This is a genomic window from Phormidium tenue FACHB-1050 (assembly GCF_014696925.1).
Lineage (GTDB): Bacteria > Cyanobacteriota > Cyanobacteriia > Pseudanabaenales > Pseudanabaenaceae > Pseudanabaena.
This window is the reverse complement of record NZ_JACJQY010000065.1, coordinates 1-25,683: the sequence shown is the minus strand read 5'-3', so window position 1 is coordinate 25,683 and position 25,683 is coordinate 1. Positions and strand designations below refer to the sequence as shown.

Here is a 25,683-nt window from a genome sequence, read left to right as displayed (position 1 = left end):
TTTGTGACACTGTGAATGTTTAGCCATGCTTGTAATTCAGCAAATCCTTCAGGATTGTTGGCAAATACTTTGCTCTTGATTTTGGTGTTGCCTTGGATTAGGGCAACATCAAATTTGGCTTTGCTGATATCTATTCCTAAAACATCATTTACTTCATTGTTATTGTTCATCAGTGGTTTCAGTCCTCTTGCTAGATTTGTCCATCAAGCAATCAGTGGTATTGATCTATCCTTGTGAATGCAGGTTTACCCATGGGGCGACCTCTGATACTGTCCAGTCTTTACTTGTTTCCACTGTTGAAGCAGAGACGACTCTATCTACATGACGGGCTTGGTGTCCCTAGGGGCTGCTCGAGTTTATCTCTGCTTTTGCTTTTTCGGATTGTAGTAAAGATTTTATCCTTTACTTTTCTTCCTAGATACAAGGGGCTGTGCCCCCGTGCCAGCCCTTACCTTTGCCATTACAGGAATTCCTTCCACGTAACATCAGGTTGTAAGACAGATCATTCCCGAACATCGATCGTAGCTTGAATACTGAGATTGGTTAAACCTGCAACCAAACGGCTAGAAGGCTCATCTAGCAATATTTTTACTTCCACAACTCGCGCATCAAATTGAGCCGCAGGATCGGTATTTAAGACATCTTTTTTACTAATCTGTAAGCCAACTTCTTTTACTTTGCCGCGCAATGTTTCGGAGAACGCATTATTTTTGCTAATTACGGTGGTGGATTGTCCGATCTTGACTCGGTTAATATCTAGTTCGTAAACCTCAGCAACGGCAACCATACGTTGAGTTTGACCTAAACTAATAATTCCATTATTTCCCACTAACTCCCCAGCACGAGTATGGATTTTGAGAACCTGTCCGTCTTGGGGCGATCGCACTACTGCTAAATCGAGATCGGCTTTTGCCCTTGCTACACCTGCTTCTGCTTGAGCAACCTGCGATCGCGCTAATTCCACATCCACGGGACGAACTTCGGCGATCTGGTCGAGGGTGGCGCGGGACTCGGCAATTTGGGACTGGCGCGATCGCACGATGCGCGATAACTGAGCCTTCGCTTCATTCAGTTGTTGACGTACTGTATCGCTAGTTAACTGTTTGCTATCGCGCAGAGAAGCAGAAACTGCACCTTCCGTTTGCAGATATTGATATCGCCGATCCTCTAGTTCAGCATTACGAAGTTCCAATTCTAAACGCGCGATCGCTGCTTCTTGGGCAGCAGTTTCCGTTTGTAACTCTACTTGGACGCGATCGACGACTCTTTGCTGCGCCACAATCTGTCCCGACTTTGCTCCCGCTTCCACTTGCCGTAATTGGGCTTCGGCAACTGCAACCCGTTCCTGTGCTTCCCTTAGAGCCGCCGCACGCGGAGCATAGTTATCGAGATAGGCGATAATCTCTCCTTTGCGAAGTTGTTGCCCATGCTGCACGTTGAGCCGTTCAATTCGCGCACTTTCGCCCGATGTCGGCGCAAATACCTTAATTACTTCGCCATCGGGTTCCAATCTGCCTAAAGCTGAAATTGTTTCTAATTTGGGTGCAGTTTCGGAAATAGCGGGTTGGATGGATTTTTGGGAGAGGTTCACATAGGCGATACCACCAATGCTCAAAGCAGCGATGGCGATCGCCGTTATCGGTAAATATTGAACTGGAAATCTAATGCTCATTGGTTTTAACCTTGTTGATGTTTAGTCATATCGCGCATTACACCCCCCATAATCTGTACCCGCACCCAACGTGGCAAAAACGCAAGGGAATAGGTCAACAGTTTTGAGATAAACCCAGGTAGGATTGTGGGCTTTGTACCTAAAGCATCTAGGGTTGCCTGAGCCACATCTTTAGGACTTAACGCCATTCCCAATTTCATGCCTGCACGGTCAGCAAAACCGCTATTAGTGGGGCCAGGAGCAGAGGCAATTACATCAATTCCCATTGGTGCAAGTTCCACATATAAGGCTTCGGCTAAGGTTTGGACATAAGCTTTGGTCGCTGCATAGTGAGCCGCAAAGGGCGTTCCTTGAAAGCCGACAATCGAACTCATCAGCACAATACCGCCATTACCGCGCTTCATAAATCTCTTGCCAAAATGCCAAGTTAACTCTAATAGTGATCGGCAATTAACATTCAGCATTTCCATTTCTGCTTCTATTGGTGACTCAAGGAATGCGCCCGAAGTCCCAAATCCAGCCGCCGCTACGAGTAACCCAATATCGAGGTTTTGCGTTTCTTCCAAAATAGTTTTAGTTCCCGACTTCATCGACAGGTCAACGGCAAGAACTTTGACGGCAATTGCATAGCGATCTTGCCAATCAACCGCCATCTGCTCCAATACATTTTGACTCCGCGCAACTAGAACCAGATTTAGCCCTGCTTCCGCTAGTCTGAGTGCCATTTCGCGCCCAATCCCTGAAGAAGCACCCGTCACAATCGCCCAAGATCCGTATCGCCTAGATAAGTTGCTAACACGGGATCGGTTACGAGAATTAATACTCTGCATTTTTAACTCCGTTTTTTGTATTCAAGTTTTTGAATACAAAAAATAATGTATACTTAATCCATAAAATTCGTCAAGTAGTTTGCGATCAAAAAATGGCGCTCAAACACACCATCCTTGCTTTCCTCTCTCGGCAGTCTCTGAGTGGCTATGAAGTCGCTAAAGAATTTGCTGAAGGTTTTGGGAGTTGTTTTTGGAAAGCAAGCCAGCAGCAAATTTATGCCGAACTTGCCAAACTAGAGAAACAGGGTAGTGTCACCTATGAGGCAATTCCACAGGCTGGCAGACTGGACAAAAAAATTTATTCCATTACTGAACAAGGGCTAAATGAACTCACAGATTGGCTAGTTCAACCCACTGAGCCAACTGCAATGCGCGAAGATTTAGGCGTAATGGGATTAGCCGCCCATTTAATTCCCCATCAAGTGACCATGCGCGAAATCGAAAGGCGGCGACAACTCCATGCAAACATGGCACTTCATGTCAGAAAAATGGATGAGCATTTTGCTCAAAATTTGGAATCCCTAGAGCTAAAGGATCTATACATGCATCTAATCATTCGACGAGCAATTCGCTATCAAGAAGACTGGGTTGGCTGGTGTGATGAGGTGCTAGAGGCGATCGCCAAATCAGTTAAAAACTCACAAATATAGAAACCCAAAACCCCAAAGACGAGTGGCGGTGCTTTGCGCCGCCACTCGTCTTTGGGGTTTATGTCCTAATACCAAATCACTTAGATAGGGTGACAGATGGGATTTTCACACTCTAAATATTGGCTTGGGTTTACGAGCATTTTTTAATAACTATCTGTCGTCTTCACTTTGTGTTTTGGTATAACAAGAATGGCGACAGCTATATTGAGGAAATTTTTGAATTAAACAGGAAAAATTAGTTGCTCTGCCTTAATTCTAAAGGGCTTGAAAACAGCTACTTGTTCAGCTAGAAGGCAATCTTTCGCCAATTTGCGTGAGATTGACTGCATAGCCGCCTGTGACCAAATAAACAGCATCAGCGATCGCGCCAATTTTGCGACTGAGACCACCAAGGCGATCGCGAAAGGTTCTACCTAGTTCATAGGCTGGCACAATTCCCCAGCCCACTTCTTCCGCAACAAAAGTAATATCAACGATGCAACCCTGAACTGCATGTAATAATTCATTCTCAACTATACAGGTTTGAATTACCTGCAATAATTCATGCTCGATCTTTGCCCATTCTTCTTCATCCTTGTCTAAAAGATTTGCTAGCCAAGTTCCCAGAGAATCCACCAAAATATAATTGGAAGAATTACTAGCGAGGTCTAGAATGGCTTGAGCTAATTCAATGGGAATTTCTAAAACTTGCCAACTTTCAGGACGGCGATCGTAATGTTTTTGCAACCTAGCTTCCCATTCTGCATCATCGGCATAACGAGTTGCTGTAGCGATATAAATTACATTTTTTTGCGATCGCATTGCTAGATGTTCTGCCCACTCACTTTTACCTGAGCGAGTTGCGCCCGTTACCAGAGTAATCATTATTGTTATCACCAATAGCCCCTTGCTATACTATTACGATATCGCTCATCGTAGGAATCCATCATGACTCAAGCGATCGTTGCTACACCTGAAACAGCAAATAATTCCCTTACTACTGAAGCATCGTCAGAAGAAAAACTTTTGTGGACTAGTGCTGACTTAGAACTGATGCCCGACAACGACTGCCGTTATGAAATTATTAATGGAGAACTTTACGTGACCAGAGCGCCTCATAATAAGCATCAAGATACTTGTGGTAATTTTCATTATGAGCTTAAAGCTTGGTCAAAAGTATCAAAGTTAGGATACGCGGTAATTGGAGCAGGGTTAATCTTTGGTGACAGTGATGATGTCATTCCTGATGTGATCTGGATGAGTAAAGAGAAATATGCAGATTTAATCGATGATACGGGTCATTTTCGCGGTGCGCCTGAATTAGTGATTGAGGTATTATCAGCGGGAACTGATAATGAAAAACGCGATCGCCAAGTTAAGTTAAAGCTTTATTCAAATCATGGGGTATTGGAATATTGGATTGCAGATTGGAGAGCCAAGCAAATTCAAGTTTATCGGCGCGAAAATGGTGTTCTCAAACTAACGATGACTCTGTTTGAGAGCGATACGCTCACTTCGCCACTTTTGCCAGAGTTTTCTTGTTCTCTAGTTCAGATTTTTGAGTAATCATTAAATAAGCAAGCGCCACATAATAATTATTCTAGAAAATGTATGATAAAAAGCTAGAGTTTTATAAAATCTATGACTGATGATGCTAGACAAGAAATGATTACGATCGCTGTGGAAGCATACGACGATCAAGAGTCTGTGGAAACTTCAGGTGGCAATCAAAGAGGTTGGTTTAATGAAGAGAGTCCAAACAAAAACTTGGTCAAGCGTGAAAAAATCTTAAGTGTTGACGAACTCGAAGCCAAAATGTCGGGATTTTTGCAGATGGTGGGACGGGTTTTTAGTAGTGCAGAGAAAGAAGCGAAGAAGACATCGGGTATGTGTTTGGATGAGATTGAGCTATCAGTGGAGATTGGTGCTGAGGGCGAAATTCGTTTGATCGGTAGTGGTGCTAAAGCCATTGGCAAGAGCGCGATCAAGCTCAAGTTTAAGCGTGAAAAGGGAGAATAAGGGCTGTGGCGAATTGGGCGATCGCGATCGGGGTAAATCAATACGAGTTTTTACATCCTTTGAAGTATGCGAAAAATGACGCTCTCCACATTTGCAATTTTTTGGGCAATGAGGCAAAGTTTGATCGCATTTTTTACTTCTCCGATGATTCTCCAGACTTTGATGGCAAGACGACAAAGCCTTTTCGCAATAATTTACTGAGGGTATTTAATGGACTTGCAAAAAAGCCTTTGCGAGATGGTGATAATTTTTGGTTCTTTTTTGCGGGGCATGGCATTTTAGGAGACGATGGTATTGACTATCTGATGCCGAGCGATGGCGATCCTGATAATCTTGCGGATACAGGTATTTCGGTTAATCGGGTGATCCAAAACTTGCGACTTAGTGGCGCGGGAAATGTGATTTTGGCGTTGGATGCTTGTCGTAATCAGGTGCGGCGGAATGGGAAAACGCGATCGGGTGAGGGCATCGGCAGAGATACAGATCGCGAGGCAAAAATTGCTGATGTGATTAGTATTGCCGCTTGCAGTCCGACGGAATATTCCTATGAAGTGGAAGATCTGAAACATGGGGCGTTTACCTATGCTTTGGTGGAGGGTTTGGGTGTGCAGGGGCGCTGTGCGACGGCGGCAAAGTTGAATATTTATCTCAAACATCGTGTGCCTGAGTTAGCAAAAACTAAGCAGACTCCGCGTATGCTGCTCGATCCGATGGAGAAGGGGCATTTGATCTTGATGCCAAAATATGCAGAAAAGAGTGATCTAGCGCCACTCAGAGCCGATGCTTACCAAGCTTTTAGTTATGGCAAATGGGATGTAGCTAAACGTTTATGGATGCAAATTTTGGCGGTGGATGGCGCAAACCATGAGGCGATCGAGCAAATTGAGCGGATCGTCGAAGTACGATTTAACTTGGTTAGTCCACAATTGCTTCGTGTCTCTGATGTGGCAAATAGTCCAGAAATATCGCTGAGACAGGCAAATGCGAGAACAGTTGAAGAGCGTCAAAAAGTTACAGAGAGTCAACTTTTAAATATCGATCTTGGAAATGGGGTAACACTGGAATTAGTAAAGGTTCCCGCAGGAAAATTTATGATGGGATCGCCAGATGGTGAAGGTGACAATGATGAACGTCCACAGCATCAGGTGATTTTGCAAGAGTTTTTGATTGGTAAATATGCGGTGACAAATGCTCAATGGCAAGCGGTGATGAAAACTAAAGGATCAGCAAATTGTGATAAAAAGTTTCAAGGTGATTTACAGCCCGTTGTCGGTGTGTCTTGGCATGAGGCTAGGGCATTTTGCGCGAAGGTACAACAACAAACAGGGAAGGCGGTCAGACTGCCCACTGAGGCAGAATGGGAATATGCTGCGAGAGGTGCAAATCAAAGCAAGGGCTTTATCTACGCAGGCAGTAACAACCTTGATGAGGTCGGCTGGTATGGTGATAATAGTGGCAGTGTCACGCACCCAGTGGGGCAGAAAACAGCCAATGAGCTTGGTATTTATGACATGAGTGGCAATGTCTGGGAATGGTGCTTAGATGAGTGGCATGACAGCTATGCAAATAAACCAGAGAATCTCAAGAAACAGGGAAATCAAGTATGGGGAGATCTCAATGTAGATGATAATGATAATCGTTATCATCCGCTTCGCGGCGGTTCTTGGGGCAACAATGCTTGGAACTGTCGTGCTGCCCTTCGCGACGGGTACGACGCTCGTCTTCAGTTCGACAACTTTGGTTTTCGGGCTATCTTCATCTCTTTCTCGTGATAACTTTATGTTGCCCTTTGCTCTTTTTCCCTCTTGCCCTTTGTATTCCCCCTATTCGCCGTTAGGCGATCAAATTTTCCCCTAAAACATCCAAATCCTTTAGGGAAATAGCATTCACGCCCCAATTTTCAAACTTATCAACAACCTTCAATCGTGAATGTTCTGCCCTTAACCCCAAAACGAAGGGACAAATTATCGGTAGAGGTTTAAGCATTTGCAGATCAAGATTTTGGTGACGAGTTTAGGGATAGCGACGCAAATGCTTAATACCAATTCACGAAAGTGTGACAACACTTTTGTGAATTAAAAACTAAACCTAGTAAGGGTTTTCAAGTTAATAAATGACTACGTCATTTATTAACTTGAAAACCCTTACAGCCTGATTATTAATGGCAATCTGCGATCAAATATACTTAGAATCATCAAACGAGAGATTTAACAAGATGACGATTAGTAGATAGACAGGAGATGAGTTTTATGACAATGCAAACGATCGCTCAGGCAAAGACGAATAAGTTTCTGTTGACAACTCAGCAATATCACCTCATGTACGAAGCTGGAGTTTTTCAAGAGGGCGATCACTATGAATTAATTAATGGAGAAATTAGAGCCATGTCCCCCATTGGCAGAAAGCACGTTGCTTGTATCATTCGTCTTGACAATGTGCTCCAGAAAAAACTGGGCGATCGCGTTATGGTTTCAACTCAAAACTCCATTCTTTTAGATGACAACTCGCAACCCCAGCCAGACTTAGCAATCTTGCAACCGCGTGATGATTTTTATGAGTCAGGCTTGCCCACACCAGAGGATATTTTGTTAATTATCGAAGTTGCTGATAGTTCCCTTGATTACGATCGCGATGTCAAAGCACCTCTATATGCAGCAGCAGGCATTCCTGAGATGTGGCTATTTGATGTCAACAAAAGAGCGATCGCCGTCTATTCTCAACCATCGGCATTAGGTTACAAACAAATTAATCTTTACAACGAAGGTGATAGTTTATCAATGCTTGCTTTTCCTGAGCTTACTTTCAACTGGCATGAGCTTTTCTAGAAGCGCTGCCATAACTTGATTTTTATAATAAAGGCAGGTTTAAGTTTATCGTCGCGAAAATTGCGTTCTCAAACTAACGGTGATTTTATGAAAATTATGAAGCAAGTTTTTTATAGTATGGCAGCGATCGCTGTGGTAACAATTGCTCAACCAGTACAGGCGATCGAAGAGGGATTATATTTTGGCGGTGGTTCACGTTACATCACAATTACCCGTAGAGTTACAAAAGAATTTGGTACTCGTGTTTGTTACAGTGGCTTTTCACCAAATGGAAGCTTGATCGCTTCACTTAGTCTCAAGATTCCTCGCTATCAAACAGGGATTGACTATGAAGTTTATACCTTAGATGGGGTGGAAAGTAATTTAGCAATTCAGCAATATGCCTTTAAAAGAGATCAGATTACTTTCGGAAAATTAGTTGGGCGGTTTGTGCGTGAGGGGCTTGTCTATAAACGTGAGGGGGATACTAGGGTAAAGCGATCGCCTGAATTGCAAGAGTGTCTTAACTCTAACAAACCATATTTCAAACAAATTACATCGGGACGTGGGCGTTAAAGCATTATTGATCAATATCGTGTTCATGTGGAGCATCATGTGAAAACTGCGGTCAATCAATGGTTATTTTCGGAATATGATGATACGACCGTAACGATTTCTCTATGGTTTGCAGATGTGCAAATCCAAATAGCCGATACAGATAAATTTTTGAAAGCGCTGCTAAGCGGCACTTTCAAAAATTTATCTGGTAGCGCAATGCGCTGGATGGCAATAGTTAATTTTTATAGTCCAGCTTATCTCTACCTATAAGCACTAGCTTTACAGTGCTATGATCTCAAAATGCTAGGAGTGTCTGTGAAAACCAGACTGAGAGCAAATCCTTAGAACCTGAACCGATTGACATCGGCGTAGGAAAGCAAATTATTTGAGGAAATTTACATGACAGTTGGACTAAAGCTTAACTCTGCACCCACAAGGCGCGGAGAATATCGCGGTACGCAAATGCACTGCGCTCGTCAAGGCATCATCACTGAAGAGATGCAGTATGTGGCATGGCATGAAAATCTTCCCGTCGAATTAGTACGTGCTGAGGTTGCTAGAGGTCGGGCAATTATTCCCGCTAACAAGAATCACACTAATCTTGAACCTATGGGCATCGGTATTGCCTTCCGATGCAAAGTTAATGCCAACATTGGCGCATCACCAAACTCTTCTAATATTGACGAAGAAGTTGCGAAGTTGCATCTATCGGTCAAATATGGCGCTGATACCGTGATGGACTTGTCCACAGGTGGCGGTGATTTAGATGTGATCCGTACTGCGATTATTAATGCTTCACCAGTTCCTATCGGTACTGTTCCCATTTACCAAGCACTCGAAAGTGTGCATGGTCGAATGGAGAATCTGACTCCAGATGATTTTCTACATATCATTGAGAAGCACGCTGAACAAGGTGTGGACTATCAAACTATCCATGCAGGGATCTTGATCGAGCATCTTCCTCTTGTCAAGAACCGTCTTACGGGAATTGTTTCTCGTGGTGGTGGTATTTTGGCTCGTTGGATGTTGCATCATCACAAGCAAAATCCTCTCTATACCCACTTCAACGACATTATCGAAATCTTCAAGAAGCATGATGTTTCCTTCAGCTTAGGCGATTCTCTTCGCCCAGGTTGCTTGCATGATGCATCTGATGCAGCCCAACTTGCAGAATTGAAAACTCTTGGACAGCTAACCCGTCGCGCTTGGGAACATGATATTCAAGTCATGGTGGAAGGTCCTGGACATGTACCGATGGATCAGATCGAGTTCAATGTGCGTAAGCAAATGGAAGAATGCTCCGAAGCTCCTTTCTATGTGCTGGGTCCCTTGGTCACTGACATTGCCCCTGGTTATGACCACATCACTTCAGCGATCGGTGCAGCGATGGCTGGTTGGTATGGTACTGCCATGCTTTGCTATGTCACTCCGAAAGAACACCTTGGTTTGCCCAATGCCGAAGACGTGCGTAATGGCTTGATTGCCTATAAGATCGCAGCTCATGCTGCCGATATTGCCCGTCATCGTCCTAACGCCCGCGATCGCGATGATGAGCTATCCACTGCACGTTACAACTTCGATTGGAACAAACAGTTTGAGCTATCTCTTGATCCTGAACGCGCTAAGGAATATCACGATGAGACTTTGCCTGCGGATATTTACAAAACCGCAGAATTCTGCTCGATGTGTGGTCCTAAGTTCTGTCCGATGCAAGAGAAGGTTGACGCTGAGGCAATTAGTGAGCTTGAGAAGTTTCTCGCCAAAGAGCCTGTAACTTCGGCTTAATCAAAGATCTAAAAGAGGAGGTGCGATGCACCTCCTCTTTTTGTATGAAACAAAAGCAACTTCCTGCTAGTCTAGTTAGACATGTTTGCTAGATATCTTGTTGGTGTCCGAATATGAATAAGTTTCCCTGTCCTCGTCTTATTAATATAGTTTTTCTTGCCTCACTCGCCACACCCTCGATTGCTTGGGCGCAGACTGCTCAACCAAAGATTGTTTATGTATCTCCACAAGGTACTGATGCACAGGCTTATCGAACAATTACTGACGCGATCGCTGCTAATCCGCAAGAAGGAACGATCTTTCAATTAAGTAATGGTACATATAGCGCCGCCTCTGGCGAAAGTTTTCCGATTCGTCTTCCTAGAGGTGCAATTCTACGCGGTAATCCTAGTGCAAATGGAAGTAATGTAATCATTAGCGGCGGTGGTCGCTTTGTCAGTCCCACTTTTGCAAGTCAAAATATTGCGATCGCCGCCGCAACTAACTCTCGCATTGAAGGCGTTACTATCACCAATAGCAATCCAAGAGGATATGGACTATGGTTAGAGTCCAGTCGCAATGTGGTTATTGCGAACAACAGCTTTGTGCGTAGTACTCATGATGGCATTTTCCTTACAGGCAGTGCGAATGCTTACATCGGCAATAATCTATTTACGAACAACAAAGGCAGTGGTATTTCGGCTCTTGGCACAAGCACAGGGGAAATTCGTGATAATAGATTTGAGAATACAGGCTTTGGATTGTCGATTGGACAACAATCTCAGGTTGTGTTAGCGAATAATAATATCTCTCGCAATGTGGATGGAATTATTATTTCTAATACAGCTCAGCCAACGCTGCGCGGCAATGCGATCGCTGATAATCAACGCAATGGACTAGTGGTTCTCAGTAGTGCTAATGGCTCTCCCCGTCCTGACCTTGGCACGACGATTTCGCTAGGAAATAATACTTTCCGCAATAACCGTGAATTTGATATTAACAATGCTACGACTATTCCTTTAACAGCCGTAGGCAATCAAATTACTCAATCAAAAGTTAAGGGATTATTGGATTTGAGAGCATCTAGTTCTCCAATTACCAATGCTAGCCCCATCGCTTCTATCCGTCCTGTCCCACTTCCTGCGATTCCTGCATCGCCTACAAATACAGGAAATGCTATTCCGATTCAATCCAATCCTAATCCCTCCCCAACTACAGTATTTGTACCAGCCAAGCCACCTAGCTCTAGCCAAGCATTACCAAATGCAGTGATTTCTACTAATCCTAGGGCAAATAATAATGCGCCGACAACAATCATCATTGAGCGTGACTATAGCACTCCAGCCCTTCCTCCTAGAGTTGTGGCTTTACCGCCAACGTCAGTCGATCCTACGACAGGTAAACCTTTCCAATATCGGGTGGTTGTACCAATTACTTCCATCGCTGTAACTCAACGGGTAAAAACGGTTGTTCCCGACGCATTTCGGTTATCTCGTAGTGGGAGAACTGTGATGCAAGTAGGAGCCTATAGTGAGAGCGCCACTGCTAATCAACTAGTGCAGAAACTTGCCCAATCTGGTTTAAAAGCAGAAATTATTCCCTTTCGCTAGGAAAACAAGGGACTTGATTAAGTTCCTTGTTTTGTTGATAGAGTCTGCGATAAGACTAAAGCATTGTAGGGGTTTTCCAATAGGGCGTACTCATTGAAAAACCCCTACAATGCTTACTATTGATGCAAATCACTCGATAAAATGGCTCCTTGCAAATTACTCTCGTCAAGAATTGCACCTGTTGTATTCGCATCCCTTAAGTCTGTACCCCGCAGATCAGCACCCCGCAAATCGACATGTTGTAAGTCTGCATATTGGAAGTTTGCACCTCTTAGATCTGCGCCCCGCAAATTTGATGATTGAAAATTAGCATAGCTACAATTACTGCCATTTAGAGCGGCTCCACTAAAATCTACTTGCTGTAAATCAGCTTCCACAAAATAAGCACCGCGCAAATTTAAGCCTGCAAAATTGCGTTGACCGATTTTGTATTGATTAAGTAGTGTATTGGCATTAATGGTTACATAATTAGCGATCGCCTCTGTCCCAGAACTGAGCAGTGATGAGTTCTGGACTTGCTCAAGCTGAATCGTCTGACTATAATCTGAGCTAATAGAAAAGCGATCGCCTACTTCATCAATAATTCTTAAAACGCCTACAATCTTGCCATGGGGATCATGAACAAGGACTGTTGAGATACTCACATTCGTCCAACTTCCGTCACGCAGTTGAAAAGTCATGGGAAACTCATCAAGGGGTTGACCTGCTAGCGTATCCAGAATAGCTGCTTGTAACTTCAATGCTTGAGACTCAGGAATACTCGGTACTGGATAACCCACAATAGCAGAACTATTCCAAGCAAATAGTTTCTCGGCAGCCGCATTCCATAACAAAACTTTTCCTTCAGGACTGACAATATCAATCGCTACAGGCACAGCCTTAATCACGGCGCGTAATAGTTCATTGGTGCGTTGGAGACTAGATTCTGCTTCTCCCCGTTCACTTATATCAATACAGACTCCATCCGCAAGTACAGCGCCCGAATCTGTGTGGTAGTAGCGAGCAATATTTTGTACCCACTTCACTTCCCCAGAAATCGCAATCACGCGAAATTCATGGCGAAACGTCGCAAGTTTATCAAAGCCAGCTTTGATAAGAGCTTTGAATTGATCAACATCTTCAGGATAGATCAGATCTAATAACTGGTATGGAGAAGAAATCGCATATCTTGGTGAGATACCGACCAGATCGATTAATCCATCACTGATAAATGGAATGGAGATTTTACCTTCAGGTGAAATCGCTAGACGATAGAGAGTTGCAGGCATACTCGAAGCGATCGCTGCTAATCGAAGTTCACTTTCTTGAAGTGCTGCTTCCGTGCGCTTACGTTCTGTAATGTCACGGGAATTGATCACTAAGCCTTGGACATTAGCATCTTGTAAAAGATTACAGCAAACTGATTCTAAATGAATCCAATCACCATTAATATGTTGATAGCGCATCACAATTGGTGTTGATACGGATAAAGTATCCACGGATTGAGACAGAAAATTCTGAAAAATTGGTAAGTCATCGGGATGGATAAACTGCACAAATTTTTTGCCAATCACGTCTTCAGGCAAATAACCTAAGGTCTTAAGTAGTGCGGGACTACAATAGTGGATCGTGGTATCAATATCGAGGATGTTCACAATATCAGAAGAGTATTGCATCATCGCCCTTAGTTTTGCTTCGTTACGGGTGAGGTTTCGAGAAATACGACGTTGTTCTTCTCTCTCCACCCGAATTTGGCGATCCATTAAGTTGAGTTTAGCGTTCATTTCGGCAACGCGAATTTCTAAGCGCTGATGAGACTGCTGCAATTTATCAATTTCTTGTTTGCGTTGGGTAATGTCTTGAATCCACCAACGCAGCCCAGTTACTCGCCCATCTAAGGGAGTGCGAATACTGATAATTGTAAAACTAGCGTCAAAGGGTTGTCCTGTCGGAAACTGCATCCGAAAGTCCAAACTCTTGATATTTTGACCGCGTTGGAGTTGACCCAATAATATTTGAAATTGCTCTTTGTAGGAAGGATAGACAAAGTTTTCTAAGTTTTGACCAATTGGCTGTGAACCAAACATCAATGTAGCGGCTCGATTGGCTTCAGAGATGTCACCATTAGCATCAGTGACAAAATAGCCATCGGGGGCAAAATCAAATAGTTCGCGATATTTATCTAGTTCTCCTGCAAGCGATCGCTGACAAACTTCGAGTTCTGTTAAGCTAGCTTGCAAAATATTAACAGCATCTTCTAGATTGAGATTTCTCGTCTCGATTTCCTCAGAAGATGATACGGGTGATACTGCAATATGCTCTAGCTGATGCAGTTGCTGAATCGAGGTTGCGATCAATTCGAGGCAAAGGCGCATTCCCATAAAGCATCCATGTTTTAGTCTTGCTAAGACTTATATAATATAACAATGAAAGCGAAAGAGGGACGCTTCGCGTCCCCCTTTCGCTTTCATTATGGAAAATCGCGATATCTAACGATTACGGTTGTGATGTGAGTCTCCACGTTCAGATCTTACGGGTTGAGCCACAGCTTGAGAATTGCTTTTGCCTGATTGACTTCTTGGTTGTGGTTTAGCAGAAGATTTGCTAGCCCCAGACGAATTCGATGGTTTTGCAATTGGATTACGATCGCTATGTCCACCCCGTCGAGGCTGATGCTTTTGTCGCTGTCCAACCTGAATTGGTTCAGGCTTAGCGCGGGGATCAGGCTCGAAACCAGTAATGATTTCTTGAGGTAGCGATCGCTTGATCAATTTCTCGATATCTGAGAGAAACTTGCGCTCATCCACACATACAAGTGAAATAGCTTCACCCGCAGAACCAGCACGTCCCGTGCGTCCGATCCGATGTACATAGTCCTCTGGCACGTTCGGCAACTCGTAGTTAACTACATGGGGCAGTTCGCTAATATCCAAACCTCGTGCGGCGATATCTGTCGCTACTAAGACTTGTAAACTGCCATCTTTAAATTTGCCAAGGGCGCGAGTACGGGCGGCTTGACTCTTATTGCCATGAATTGCCATCGCCACAATGTCATCTTGGTGCAATTGCTTGACTAGGCGATCGGCTCCATGCTTGGTGCGGGTAAACACCAATACCTGATACCAGTTGTGAGTCTTGATTAAATGGGTGAGCAGATCCCGCTTGCGATCGCGATCGACAGGAAAGACTCTTTGCGTTACTAAATCGGCAGTAGCATTTTGGCTTGCCACTTCCACCATCACTGGTTGATTGAGTAAAGTACTAGCAAAGGCTTTAATCTCATTGGAGAAAGTTGCCGAAAACAAGAGGTTTTGGCGTTGTTTTGGCAATAATGCCAAAATTCGCTTGATATCCCGAATGAAGCCCATGTCCAACATGCGATCGGCTTCATCTAATACCAAAACTTCAACTTGCGACAAGTCTAATCGCCCCTGCTGCACATGGTCGAGCAAGCGTCCAGGGGTTGCCACCAAGATTTCGACACCACCTCTAAGGCGATTAATTTGGGGATTAATATTTACACCGCCATAGATCACCATTGAGGTGAGAGGCAGATGACGACCATAGGTTTGTACGCTTTCTTCGACTTGGGCGGCGAGTTCACGGGTGGGCGTGAGGATTAGGGCGCGGATCGGAATTTTCCCCGTAGCCGATCGCTTGACGACTTTGTTAGATAGTAAATGCAAAATGGGCAGGGTGAATCCTGCGGTTTTGCCCGTACCAGTTTGAGCGCCTGCTAATAGATCGCGACCTGAGAGAACGACGGGGATCGCTTGGGACTGAATTGGCGTGGGATTGGTATAACCACGAGCTGCGACCGCACGGACAATTTGCTCAGATAAACCTAATGCTGAGAAACCCTGTGCTGAGGCGATGGGGGTAGAAGATTTGTGAGGTACAGAAGATTTCTTTACAGGCAATGTAATTGAGGAAGAAGACATAGAACTCCAAATTTTTTATCGGTCTGTCGCTGTTAGCGTTGCCATTTGTAGTCGTACCAATTCTTAGAGTTTTGTGACATTCCTAAGAATCTAAAACCTTACCCAGAGGGATTTTAAAGCTTCAAAAAAAGTGGATTTACTATTTTTTGAAATTGGTGTCAGACGGATCAGAGACAGAATTGTATAACGTGTCAACAGTATCAATGACTGGGAGCAGACACTGTAGGCTTATATCTTAGCAGAGGTTCGCGATTTATAGTTATATAGCAATCCTAAATGATTTGTGGAAGCGCACCCCGAAGGGGTACGCTTCCACAAATCACAAAATGGCTACGCCATTTTGTATTTTTAAAACCTATGCTGGGTTTAGTTTTTAATTTCCGAAAGTGTCAGCAATTCTAATTATAAAAATCGGTTTTTTGAAAGCTCGCCAACGGCGGGCTTTCAAAAAACCGATTTTGGTGTTTCCAGCGCCGAAGGCGCTGGAAACACCAAAATCGGTTACATAATGAGAATTGCTGCGAAAGTGTAGCCACACTTTCGGAAATTGGTATTATATGCTTAGAGAAAGTTATTTTGCCCTGAGCAACACTGTTGTAAGCTCTTCAATCCGAATTGGTTTACTGATGTAGTCATTCATTCCAGCCTGTAAGCAAGTTTCCCGAGCCTCACCTACAGCATGAGCCGTCATGGCAATAATCCAAGGTTGAGGATCGCAATTAAGGCGAATCCTTTGGGTCGCCTCAACTCCATCCATCTCAGGCATTTGCATATCCATAAAAATTACATCATAGACCTTGTGATTTAGCTTATCTAAAACTTCTACTCCATTGTTGGCTATGTCTATATTACAACCAAGCTTTTTGAACATAAAGATTGCCAATTTTTGATTTACTGGATTATCTTCAGCAACCAAAATCCGTAAAGATGACTTCTCGGCAGTAGCGATCGCTAATTTTGCATTCAGATAGGGAGAATCTGGTGGTAGTTTTTCCGAGTCCTTCATTAAGACTGTGAAATAGAAGACTGAACCTTTCGTAGAATTGAAGCTTCTAGGCGAAATCCAGTTTAAAGGAGGATTTCCCCCAATATTTCCCAGACTCTCCACCCAAATCTTACCTTCCATAATCTCAACCAAGCGCTTACAAATGGCTAGCCCCAGCCCAGTACCACCATATTTGCGACTAATCGAAGCATCGGCTTGGGTGAAAGGTTGAAATAATTTGTCTAGGCGATCGCGCTCAATGCCAATACCTGTATCAGCGATCGCTAAGAGCAATTCGCACTTTTTCTGTTCACCATCATCAGAAATCACTCGACTCTTAACAGAGATCGTAACGCTACCTTGCTGGGTGAATTTAATCGCATTACCAACAAGATTTAGCAAGATTTGACGCAGGCGAGAACTGTCTCCCATCAGAATCTGAGAAACATCTGCACTGATCTGGTAGCTGAGTTTTATCTCTTTACTTTGAGCTTGTACATTGAGGAGATTGCATACAGATTTTAAATTGTCTTCTAGGACAAATGATTGTTCCTCTAACTCCAGCATTCCCGCTTCAATTTTAGAAAAGTCGAGAATGTCATTAATTAAAGTCAAAAGAGACTCATTGCTAAATTGAATTGTTTGTAGTAAGTCTTGTTGCTCCTCGTTTAGCTCAGTCATGGCAAGCAATTGAGTCATTCCCAGTACCCCATTCATGGGTGTGCGAATTTCATGACTCATATTGGCAAGGAATTCGCTCTTAGCTCTGTTAGCCAATTCTGCTTCTTCTTTAGCTCGCGCTAAAGCAACCTCAGCAGCTTTGCGATCGGTAATATCCCGAATCAAGCCCACCCTAATCCGTTTCTCTCCATCTTGAATAAAAGATTCCGATAGTAATGCTGGGAATAGACTTCCATTTAACCTTCGCATTGAGATCTCTGACTCGATCGCACAGTTCTTGCCTATACATGGATCGCTTACGCGTGGTTGTAGGTGTGGTTGTCCCAAAAGCTTTATGGGTAGTCCTATGAGGTCTTTGCCATCAAGGTTACAAATTTGTTTGAGAGAGTCGTTAATATATAGTAGTTTTCCTTCTAAGTCAGCGATATAAATGCTATCTTTTGCACTCTGCATGGCATGATTGAGGATACGGATCTGCTCCTCTGATTGCTTGCGGGCAAGAACTTTGGATACAGTGGCAGGTAAAATTTTGAGATATTTTAGATCGGGGTCTTTAATCAGGTAATCATACGCACCTTCGTTCATTAATCTCGCCGCAGTTTCTTCATCCCCCGTGCCAGTGGCAATGATAAATGGACAATTTTGAGATTTGAGAATATCAAATAGTTCAAACGATGTCCCATCACCCAATAAGTAGTCTAGGATCGCAATATCAAACGATTGAGCCGCTAAAATATCTTTGGCTTCAGCCAGAGACTGGGCTAAAGCATAGTCATAGGGCAAGTCTCCTTGCTTAACAAATCGAACAAAGGCGAGATAATCGATCCGATCATCTTCCACAAGGAGAACTCTGATTGCTTGTGGGTTTGGTGAGTTAGTGGGATTAATGGGAGCCATTTTAGACTGATCCTAATGATTGATACATAAGATATCCAGACAGTAAACTTACGAAATTGTGTAGGGAGATTCGCTCAAGCACCAGTATTGATATATTACTTTCAGTTGCTCCACAAAGTCTGGATAGCTTAATGGTTTGACAATATATCCCGCGACCCCTAACTCAAAACTTGCTAGACGATCTTGTGCTTCTTGCGAAGTTGTAAAGATAACGACAGGAATAATCCGCCAGTGGGGGTCATTTTTGATGATATTCAGAAATTCCAACCCATTCATACGAGGCATATTCAGGTCGAGAAAAATGAGTGCAGGCTCAGGTTGTTGAGGATCACGTAAAAAAGCTAAGGCAGCTTCACCATCATTACTAACATGAAGCGGGTTATAAGCGTGAATTTCTTTCAACCCCCTTTTGAGGGTCATGATATCAATGAGATCATCTTCTACTAATAAAATTGGATCGCAACTTCTCATTGTTTTTTGTCCTCAATGATCTCAACTGATTTGGGCATGGTAAAGAAGAACGTGCTACCTTGACCAATTTCCGAAGTGATCCAAATTTTACCACCATAGATTTCGACGATTTTTTTGACGATCGCTAATCCCACACCTGTACTTTCATTTGATTCTTGCTTTGTCAATGTTTGAAAGATCTGAAAAATCTTGTCAAAATACCTTGCCTCAATCCCGATCCCCGTATCACTAACATAAAATTGCCAGTAGCTATTTTGGTCGGTGTGACCAAGTCGAATTTTCCCTTCTGGTTTCCCCATATACTTCACGGCATTACTCAATAAGTTCTGAAATACCTGTTGCATTTGCGTGTATCCTACAAATAATGTGGGCAACTCAGTTTCGATCGCGATCTCAATACCTGACGGAAAGGCAATCATATCGATCACTTCTGTAAGCAAAACCTGAAGGTTGACTGCACTTTTCTCTTCTTTAAGTCTACCCACACGAGAATATCGCAATATCCCATCGATAAGGTCGCTCATCCGTCGTACCCTTCCGCCCAACAGTAGCAACATCTCATGTCCATCGGGATCAAAGCGATCGCCATAGTCTTGCTCTAACCAGTTGGCGATTGAGGCAATACCCCGCAGAGGAGCCTTAAGATCGTGGGAGACAATGTAGGCAAAGTCTTTAAGTTCTTGATTGGCGATAGCAAGTTCAGACATTAGTTCTAGTTGGCGATTTTCAAACTGTTTGCGGTCAATTGCATGAAGAATAGCCCGCTCCAATAAAATCGTACTGAGCATCTGTCCTTTCTCAAGATAGTCTGATGCGCCACTTTTCATCGCTTGTTGGTCAATTTCGTGATCGCCAAGTCCTGTTAGCAGCACAATTGGCTTAGCACAACCATTTTTGACCGCAGCTTGTAGCAAATCCAGCCCATTCTCTTTACCAAGCCGATAATCGAGCAGATAGACATCATGCTGATTCTTGGCAATTTCTTGTAGCCCTGATTGAAAATTGTCCACCCAGTCAAGCTGAAAATCAAACTGCTCAGCCTCGCTCAAAAAGTCACGAGTAACAATGTAGTCATCTTCATCATCATCTACTAGTAAAACTTTGCACTTTTCTCGTGCCATGATTCTCGCGCCATGATTGTTGATGATTATCGAATTGTACCAAAACACAAAATGGCGTAGCCATTTTGTGTTTTGAAAACCCTTACTGGGTTTGGTTTTTAATTCGTAAAAGTGTTGCCACTCTTTCGTGAATTAAGTAACTGATGTTACGCGTAACCCTCACCCCCCAGCCCCCTCTCCCGCAGGAGAGGGGGAGCAAGACTAATTTCTTTTTCCCCTCTCCTGCGGGAGAGGGGCTAGGGGTGAGGGTCTTAGAGACTTCCACGTAACATTAGTTAAGCAAAGGTGCAGCTCTTTGCGCTGCACCTTTGCTATCGCTAGTTTTTTTCGGGCAGTTCCACAATCTCAAACCAATATTTACCCAGAGCCTTAATAATTTGTACCATTGACTCAAAGATCACAGGTTTGGCAATAAAGGAACTAACACCGAGATCGTAGGTTCGCAGGATATCCTCTTCGGCTTTAGATGTGGTCAGCACTACTACAGGAATTTGTCTGAGCGCGGGATCGGATTTGATTTCTTTTAGGGCTTCCCGTCCATCTTTGCGAGGCATATTTAAATCTAATAAAATTAAACTGGGGCGAGGTGCCGTTTTGGGATCACTATACTGTCCGCGATGCTGTAAATAATCCATCAATTCTTCCCCATCACCAACAAAGTGGAGATCGTTGGCGAGACGATTTTCTTCTAATGCATCCTGCATCAGCATTCGATCATCTTCGTCATCTTCAGCAACCAAAATCGTGACTGCTTTTCCTTTTTTAGTCATAATCTTCTATTGTGGCTTGTTTGAGGGGTAGGGTAAGAATAAAGGTTGCGCCTTGGTCGATTTGGCTCTCGACTGCGATCATACCACCATGCCGTTCCACGATTTTTCGGCAAATCGCTAGCCCAATTCCTGTACCTTCATAGGCATTGCGTCCGTGGAGGCGTTGAAACATTTGGAAAATGCGATCGCTATATTTTTGTTCTAGTCCGATCCCATTATCGATAACCCGAATCTCGTAAGCAGCCCTGTCGTCTTGGTGAATTGGGTTAACACGAATCTGGACGATCGGAGCCACATTTTCTTTACGGAACTTGATCGCATTAGTAATCAGGTTTTGGAGCAATTGCCGCATTTGACTGGGGTCAGCTTCGATCTTGGGTAGAGGATCAAACTCAACAGTTGCCGCAGTCCGCTCAATCTGCACCTCTAGATCAGAAAGCACACCTTCTAATATTTCATTTAGATCAATGGAGGCAAAATCTTTAGCTTTGGTTGTTACCCGTGAAAATGTTAATAAATCATTGATCAACACTTGCGCTCGACTAGCAGCATTGAGCATTCGGGCTAGATAATCTTTTCCTTTTTCATTGATCACATCTCCATTGGTGGTTTTGAGGCGATCGCCAAAAGCTTGAATTTTGCGGAGAGGCTCCTGCAAGTCATGGGATGCTACATAGGCGAAGTCTTGCAATTCACGGTTATTTATTTCTAATCTCTCCGTCAATAACCGCATTTCCTGTTCGGTTCGTTTGCGCTCGCTAATATCTTGGCTAATTGCCAAGAACTGATAGGGAATACCTTGTAAATTGAGTAAGGGGACGATAGTTGTATCAACCCAAAAAAGAGTACCGTCCTTGCTACGGTTGCGAATATCGGATCGCCAATTTTGACCACTAGCAATCTCTGCCCACATCCCCGCAAAAAATTCTGGAGAGTGATGTCCAGAATTGAGGAGGCTATGATTCTGTCCAATTAATTCTTCACGGCTATATTTAGAAGCTTCACAAAATTTATCATTTACATAGGTGATTTCGCCTCTAATATCGGTGATCGCCACAATGGCACTGCGATCGAGGGCATATTTCATATCCTGTAAATTGAGTAATACTGCATCTAGATATCGACTCTTCTCACGGAGTTCTATTTCTACAATCTCTAGCTCCATTTGTTTGTAAGCTTTCAATTGCCCAAATACCGCCGCAAAGTTATTGCCTAAAAAGCCAATTTCATCATTGGGCAAAGCTGGTAGTACAAAGTCTTCGGTTTGGGTGCTTTGAGTGATTGCTTGATTGAGATGGGCTAGAGGGCGAAGTACTAGTTGCTGGATCAGCCAACCAAGGAAAAGTAAAATTATACCTGTGCCTAGCGCCATCGTTAGCGTAGAAGATAGAAAACTACGCCATGTTTCTTGTTCCATTTTTTCAAGATCCATGATCGCGATCGCCACACCCCGTTTTCCCACTTTTCCAAATAGCAAACTACTAAAAGGTAAAATCTCGATTACTACAGATTTACCATTTAAGAAGGTGCGGAAATGTTCTGATTCTCCCGTTTGCGAGGCTCGATTGACCGCCATGGTTAAAGAAGGTCGCATATCTGCATAACGTTTACCCGTTTCTAGATTTTGACTATGGGCGATCGCCATCCCATCAGGATCGACTATTGAAACTTCCACTACGGTTGGCAAAGTGGCATAGTTTTGGACAATGCGTCCTAGCAAAACCGTATCTTTAATTTCAATCAATCCTTCCGTCGCAAATTCTAAACCGCGCGTAATTGATTCAGCTCGTTGTTGTACTTGCCGCTCTAGGTCTTGTCGTATGGAAGTGTAAGTTACCCATAATGTCCCTAGACCAATCGTGACTAAGGATAAACCAAACCCAATCAACAACTTTTGCGCTAGATTTCGTTTAGAAATTGGCAACTGCTTTTTCACGACTTTCTTTATTGCTATCTTTATTGCTATAAGTTTTTATTGATGATTGATCATGTAATTTTGTCAGGCTTTCCAATTTGCGATCGCCTTATTTAGAGGGACAGCATTAATTTCCACATCGTCTCGAATGATGCGTCCATGCCGAGGATCTTCACGCAAAAGTTCGCTGGTTAATTTTGAGGCTTCTTGCAACCGTCCACCCGTAAACATCCGATTATTCATGGCAATATCACCTTTCTTTAAGCCTTTATAGTCTTCAGTAAATGCTTCGACAGTCTGCTTAGTCTGTTTCGCAACGGAGGTAAACACCTCTTGTGGTTTGGTCTCAACCGCCTGAATCGTATCAAACCAAGTCTCAATAAAGCTTACTAATTCATCTTGCTTAGAATTGACAACACTGGAACGCGAAGCCAAGGTATCAATCACAATACTATCCACATCGGCTGTAGTGTGAATGACTTTTCCACCGACGGCTTTGGCAGTATTGCTCAACAATGGTTCCCACATTACCGCCGCACTAACTTCACCTTTCTTTAAAAGTTCAGCCCCACGATCATTGGAGGCATCAACAATTTCTACGTCGGTGGGTTTCAGTTGGTTGGATTTGAGAGCTTCTAGCAAAATTAAATGTGTAACTGTACCAAGTTTAGTACTTACTTTTTGCCCCCTAAGATCTTTAGGTGTTTTGATAGCCGCACTTGCGGCGATCCCATCGGAGCCAGCCGAAATATCAACTACCATCATTACTACAGGTTTATCTCCCGCAGGATCAACTTGCATAACTTCCCACAGCGGTACAAAGCTAGCATCCTGCGATCCACGCATCGTGGCTCGAATATTATCCTGTTGGTTGGTAAAGCGCACGAATTCCACATCTAAGCCTCGCTTTTTAAAGAGTCCCGCTTCCTTCGCGTAAAGGGCGATCGCATAACCCGGCCAACTATTCATACCTACTTTAAATGGCTTTAAGGCAACCTCTCCACCTAAAGTACAACTTTTGATCAAGAGGGACGAGAGCAGGGCAATCAAAGTTAAAGCAATCAAGCCAAACGTCTTTCGTGCAGAATTCATAAGTGCTAACATCCTTTGCTGCTAGAAATAGCCTTTACTGTAGTTTTATCCCAAATTAAGAAATGGCTACGCTATTTCTTAATTTAAAAAACCTTAATGGGTTTGTTTTTTGCTTCACAAAAATGTTGTCACACTTTCGTGAATTGATATTAGAAATTAAAAAGAATAATATTATTAAATTGCAACTGTTTCATGGAAGTGCGTGTAATCAAGATAGCGATGCCCATCATTTCCCATAGAAATCACATCCACAAAACGGCGATCGAATAAGATATTTCGAGTAGCATACATATGTCGAGCATGAAGCGTACCTTCGATCGTTTCATCGACACCAGTCAGAGATACAAGAATCTGAGCATGTAATCTTTCCATTGTTTCCATTGACAATCCATACAGTGGACTACTCTCATTGATAGTATGCATCACTGTCCATGACAGTAAAAAGACAGGAGAATGATCGCGAGTTAGTTTCAACTCATGCAACCGCCGCATCATCTGACCTTCCGCAGTTACTTCATCGATCATTAGGTAAACACTCAATTTTGCTTCGAGAATGTTGTTTTTCCTTTCGTTAGCTGTGCGAAACATCAGCGTGGGAATGCCATTGTAATTGTGAATTGTAGCAACCCGACTAAACATCACACGGGAAGCAGATTTGGCAAACCTAGTGTAGGCTATTCCTGTGATCACTGCAAATAACATCAAACTAGTAATTGATTCTAAGGTGACGAGCAGATTGGCATATAGTGTTTGAGGATTCATTACTCCATAGCCAATGGAAGCAAGTGTTTGCACACTAAAGAAAAAAGCCTCCAAAAATCCTACTTCCTTCACACCTGCGATCGCATTCGCATCGAGTAAATAGAGAATTGCAAAAACGGCATTGAGAAATATATCGAAGACCATTACAATCGCAAAAAATCCGATCCAAGGAATTGTTAACAATAGGTGATATGGATCACGCAAATAAGAATACCAAGAATTTCCACCAACAACTTGAAGTACTCCATCACGCTGCTCTAACTTAATTAGGGGATAATGCAACTTGCGTTTGATTCTCATAGGATAACTTGTCTTAATGACTTTCCCTTCATGTTAATATGAGCAGCGCTTTTCGCTGTCCATACTAAACTTAAAATGTCACAAGTCTATACTTACCCTGATCTAATCACAGGTCGTCTCGTCAGCCGCTACAAACGTTTTTTTGCAGATATAGAATTAGAGAATGGTGAAGTAATTACCGCGCATTGTGCGAACACGGGACCAATGACAGGGGTATGTAAATTAGGAAGTCCTGTTTTAGTTTCCCATCATCCTAGTCCTAAACGCAAATTAGCCTATAGCTGGGAGGCAATTTATCTAGATGAACAATGGATTGGCATAAATACAAGTCTTCCCAATCGCGTGATTGGTCATATGCTCGATCGCCATTTATTACCAGAATTAGAGCCATATAACACCGTCAAAGGCGAAGTATCCTATGGCAACGAAAAAAGCCGTATTGATTTCTTATTGACTAATGGAGAAGATTCTTCCCAAAAGACCTATGTAGAAGTTAAAAACACAACTTGGTGTATGGGAAGTTTGGCGTTATTTCCTGACACAGTAACAACGCGGGGTCAAAAGCATATTCGCGAGTTAATGTCGGTACTTACAGAAGATACATCTGCTGCTTTAATCTTTTTTATCAATCGTGGAGATTGCGATCGCTTTGCGGCAGGTGCAGAAGCTGATCCCGAATATGCAAGGCTTTTAAAAGAGGCGATCGCTAAAGGTGTGAAGGTATTACCATGTCGATTTGCGATCGAGCCACCAAAAATTACTTATCTCGGTTTAGCAGAGTTAGGAATGAAAAACAAATAACTTGTGCAAATTAGGATAATCTCAGACAAAGAAAGAAAAGGAATAATTTTGGGTTATTACAGCGAAGAACTTGAGACAGAGA

22 protein-coding genes and 1 riboswitch are annotated in these 25,683 nt (G+C 43.2%); of the genes, 10 read left to right on the top strand and 12 right to left on the bottom strand.

Annotated elements, in window-relative coordinates:
* Positions 1-502: 502 nt before the first annotated feature.
* Together H6G05_RS23505 and H6G05_RS23500 are read right to left on the bottom strand one after the other, a co-directional pair.
* A complete protein-coding gene (locus H6G05_RS23505) occupies positions 503-1,672 on the bottom strand; it encodes an ABC exporter membrane fusion protein (RefSeq protein ID WP_190582169.1) in 1,170 nt (389 codons plus the stop codon).
* Positions 1,673-1,677: 5 nt separating this feature from the next.
* Positions 1,678-2,502, bottom strand: coding sequence for an SDR family NAD(P)-dependent oxidoreductase (locus H6G05_RS23500; RefSeq protein WP_190582167.1), 825 nt, complete (start codon positions 2,500-2,502; stop codon positions 1,678-1,680).
* Positions 2,503-2,594: 92 nt separating this feature from the next.
* Here H6G05_RS23500 and H6G05_RS23495 point away from each other — a divergent pair, with 92 nt between their 5' ends.
* A complete protein-coding gene (locus tag H6G05_RS23495; protein ID WP_190582165.1) occupies positions 2,595-3,152 on the top strand; it encodes a PadR family transcriptional regulator in 558 nt (185 codons plus the stop codon).
* Between the two features lie 282 nt (positions 3,153-3,434).
* Here the strand turns inward: H6G05_RS23495 and cobU are convergent, their stop codons facing one another.
* Positions 3,435-4,016, bottom strand: coding sequence for a bifunctional adenosylcobinamide kinase/adenosylcobinamide-phosphate guanylyltransferase (gene cobU / locus H6G05_RS23490; RefSeq protein ID WP_190582163.1), 582 nt, complete (start codon positions 4,014-4,016; stop codon positions 3,435-3,437).
* Between the two features lie 63 nt (positions 4,017-4,079).
* Here cobU and H6G05_RS23485 point away from each other — a divergent pair, with 63 nt between their 5' ends.
* The 8 genes from H6G05_RS23485 to H6G05_RS23450 all read left to right on the top strand — a co-directional run bounded on the left by H6G05_RS23485 (position 4,080) and on the right by H6G05_RS23450 (position 11,886).
* Positions 4,080-4,697: a Uma2 family endonuclease gene (locus H6G05_RS23485; protein WP_190582161.1), complete on the top strand. Its 618-nt coding sequence runs from the start codon at positions 4,080-4,082 to the stop codon at positions 4,695-4,697.
* Positions 4,698-4,772: 75 nt separating this feature from the next.
* Positions 4,773-5,150, top strand: a complete 378-nt coding sequence (locus H6G05_RS23480; protein ID WP_190582159.1) for a Pepco domain-containing protein — start codon at positions 4,773-4,775, stop codon at positions 5,148-5,150.
* A 5-nt stretch (positions 5,151-5,155) separates the two neighbouring features.
* Entirely contained in the window at positions 5,156-6,922 is a 1,767-nt protein-coding gene (locus H6G05_RS25930) for an SUMF1/EgtB/PvdO family nonheme iron enzyme (protein WP_190582156.1), read from the top strand.
* A gap of 477 nt (positions 6,923-7,399) precedes the next feature.
* Complete coding sequence (locus H6G05_RS23470) at positions 7,400-7,975, top strand: Uma2 family endonuclease (protein WP_190582146.1); 576 nt, start codon at positions 7,400-7,402, stop codon at positions 7,973-7,975.
* Positions 7,976-8,071: 96 nt separating this feature from the next.
* On the top strand, positions 8,072-8,530 hold the full coding sequence (locus tag H6G05_RS23465; RefSeq protein WP_190582144.1) for a hypothetical protein: 459 nt from the start codon (positions 8,072-8,074) through the stop codon (positions 8,528-8,530).
* Between the two features lie 39 nt (positions 8,531-8,569).
* Positions 8,570-8,782 (top strand): hypothetical protein, encoded by a 213-nt coding sequence (locus H6G05_RS25490; RefSeq protein WP_242025779.1) that lies wholly within the window; start codon positions 8,570-8,572, stop codon positions 8,780-8,782.
* Positions 8,783-8,807: 25 nt separating this feature from the next.
* Positions 8,808-8,904: riboswitch (TPP riboswitch) on the top strand.
* Between the two features lie 7 nt (positions 8,905-8,911).
* Positions 8,912-10,297 carry a phosphomethylpyrimidine synthase gene (gene thiC, locus H6G05_RS23455; RefSeq protein WP_190582142.1) on the top strand — a complete coding sequence of 462 codons (1,386 nt, stop codon included), beginning with the start codon at positions 8,912-8,914 and terminating at the stop codon, positions 10,295-10,297.
* A gap of 113 nt (positions 10,298-10,410) precedes the next feature.
* Positions 10,411-11,886: a DUF1565 domain-containing protein gene (locus H6G05_RS23450; RefSeq protein WP_190582141.1), complete on the top strand. Its 1,476-nt coding sequence runs from the start codon at positions 10,411-10,413 to the stop codon at positions 11,884-11,886.
* 116 nt (positions 11,887-12,002) lie between these two features.
* On the opposite strand, the gene H6G05_RS23445 is transcribed toward H6G05_RS23450, so the two are convergent.
* The 9 genes from H6G05_RS23445 to H6G05_RS23405 all read right to left on the bottom strand — a co-directional run bounded on the left by H6G05_RS23445 (position 12,003) and on the right by H6G05_RS23405 (position 24,800).
* The gene (locus H6G05_RS23445) at positions 12,003-14,246 is read right to left on the bottom strand and encodes a PAS domain S-box protein (RefSeq protein WP_190582139.1); all 2,244 of its coding nucleotides are present in this window, start codon (positions 14,244-14,246) and stop codon (positions 12,003-12,005) included.
* 108 nt (positions 14,247-14,354) lie between these two features.
* Positions 14,355-15,806 carry a DEAD/DEAH box helicase gene (locus H6G05_RS23440; RefSeq protein ID WP_190582137.1) on the bottom strand — a complete coding sequence of 484 codons (1,452 nt, stop codon included), beginning with the start codon at positions 15,804-15,806 and terminating at the stop codon, positions 14,355-14,357.
* Between the two features lie 571 nt (positions 15,807-16,377).
* Entirely contained in the window at positions 16,378-18,369 is a 1,992-nt protein-coding gene (locus tag H6G05_RS23435) for a response regulator (protein WP_190582135.1), read from the bottom strand.
* 48 nt (positions 18,370-18,417) lie between these two features.
* A complete protein-coding gene (locus tag H6G05_RS23430; RefSeq protein ID WP_190582133.1) occupies positions 18,418-18,840 on the bottom strand; it encodes a response regulator in 423 nt (140 codons plus the stop codon).
* Positions 18,837-19,961 carry a hybrid sensor histidine kinase/response regulator gene (locus H6G05_RS23425; protein WP_190582131.1) on the bottom strand — a complete coding sequence of 375 codons (1,125 nt, stop codon included), beginning with the start codon at positions 19,959-19,961 and terminating at the stop codon, positions 18,837-18,839. Before H6G05_RS23425 ends, H6G05_RS23430 begins: the two co-directional genes overlap by 4 nt.
* 317 nt (positions 19,962-20,278) lie before the next feature.
* Positions 20,279-20,731 (bottom strand): response regulator, encoded by a 453-nt coding sequence (locus H6G05_RS23420; RefSeq protein WP_190582129.1) that lies wholly within the window; start codon positions 20,729-20,731, stop codon positions 20,279-20,281.
* Positions 20,724-22,667 (bottom strand): sensor histidine kinase, encoded by a 1,944-nt coding sequence (locus tag H6G05_RS25925; protein WP_190582127.1) that lies wholly within the window; start codon positions 22,665-22,667, stop codon positions 20,724-20,726. Before H6G05_RS25925 ends, H6G05_RS23420 begins: the two co-directional genes overlap by 8 nt.
* Positions 22,668-22,730: 63 nt before the next feature.
* Positions 22,731-23,738: an ABC transporter substrate-binding protein gene (locus H6G05_RS23410; protein WP_242025777.1), complete on the bottom strand. Its 1,008-nt coding sequence runs from the start codon at positions 23,736-23,738 to the stop codon at positions 22,731-22,733.
* 174 nt (positions 23,739-23,912) lie between these two features.
* Positions 23,913-24,800, bottom strand: a complete 888-nt coding sequence (locus tag H6G05_RS23405; protein WP_190582123.1) for an ion channel — start codon at positions 24,798-24,800, stop codon at positions 23,913-23,915.
* Between the two features lie 75 nt (positions 24,801-24,875).
* On the opposite strand from H6G05_RS23405, the gene sfsA reads away from it, so the two are divergent.
* Positions 24,876-25,601, top strand: a complete 726-nt coding sequence (gene sfsA / locus H6G05_RS23400; RefSeq protein WP_190582122.1) for a DNA/RNA nuclease SfsA — start codon at positions 24,876-24,878, stop codon at positions 25,599-25,601.
* Positions 25,602-25,683 lie beyond the last annotated feature (82 nt).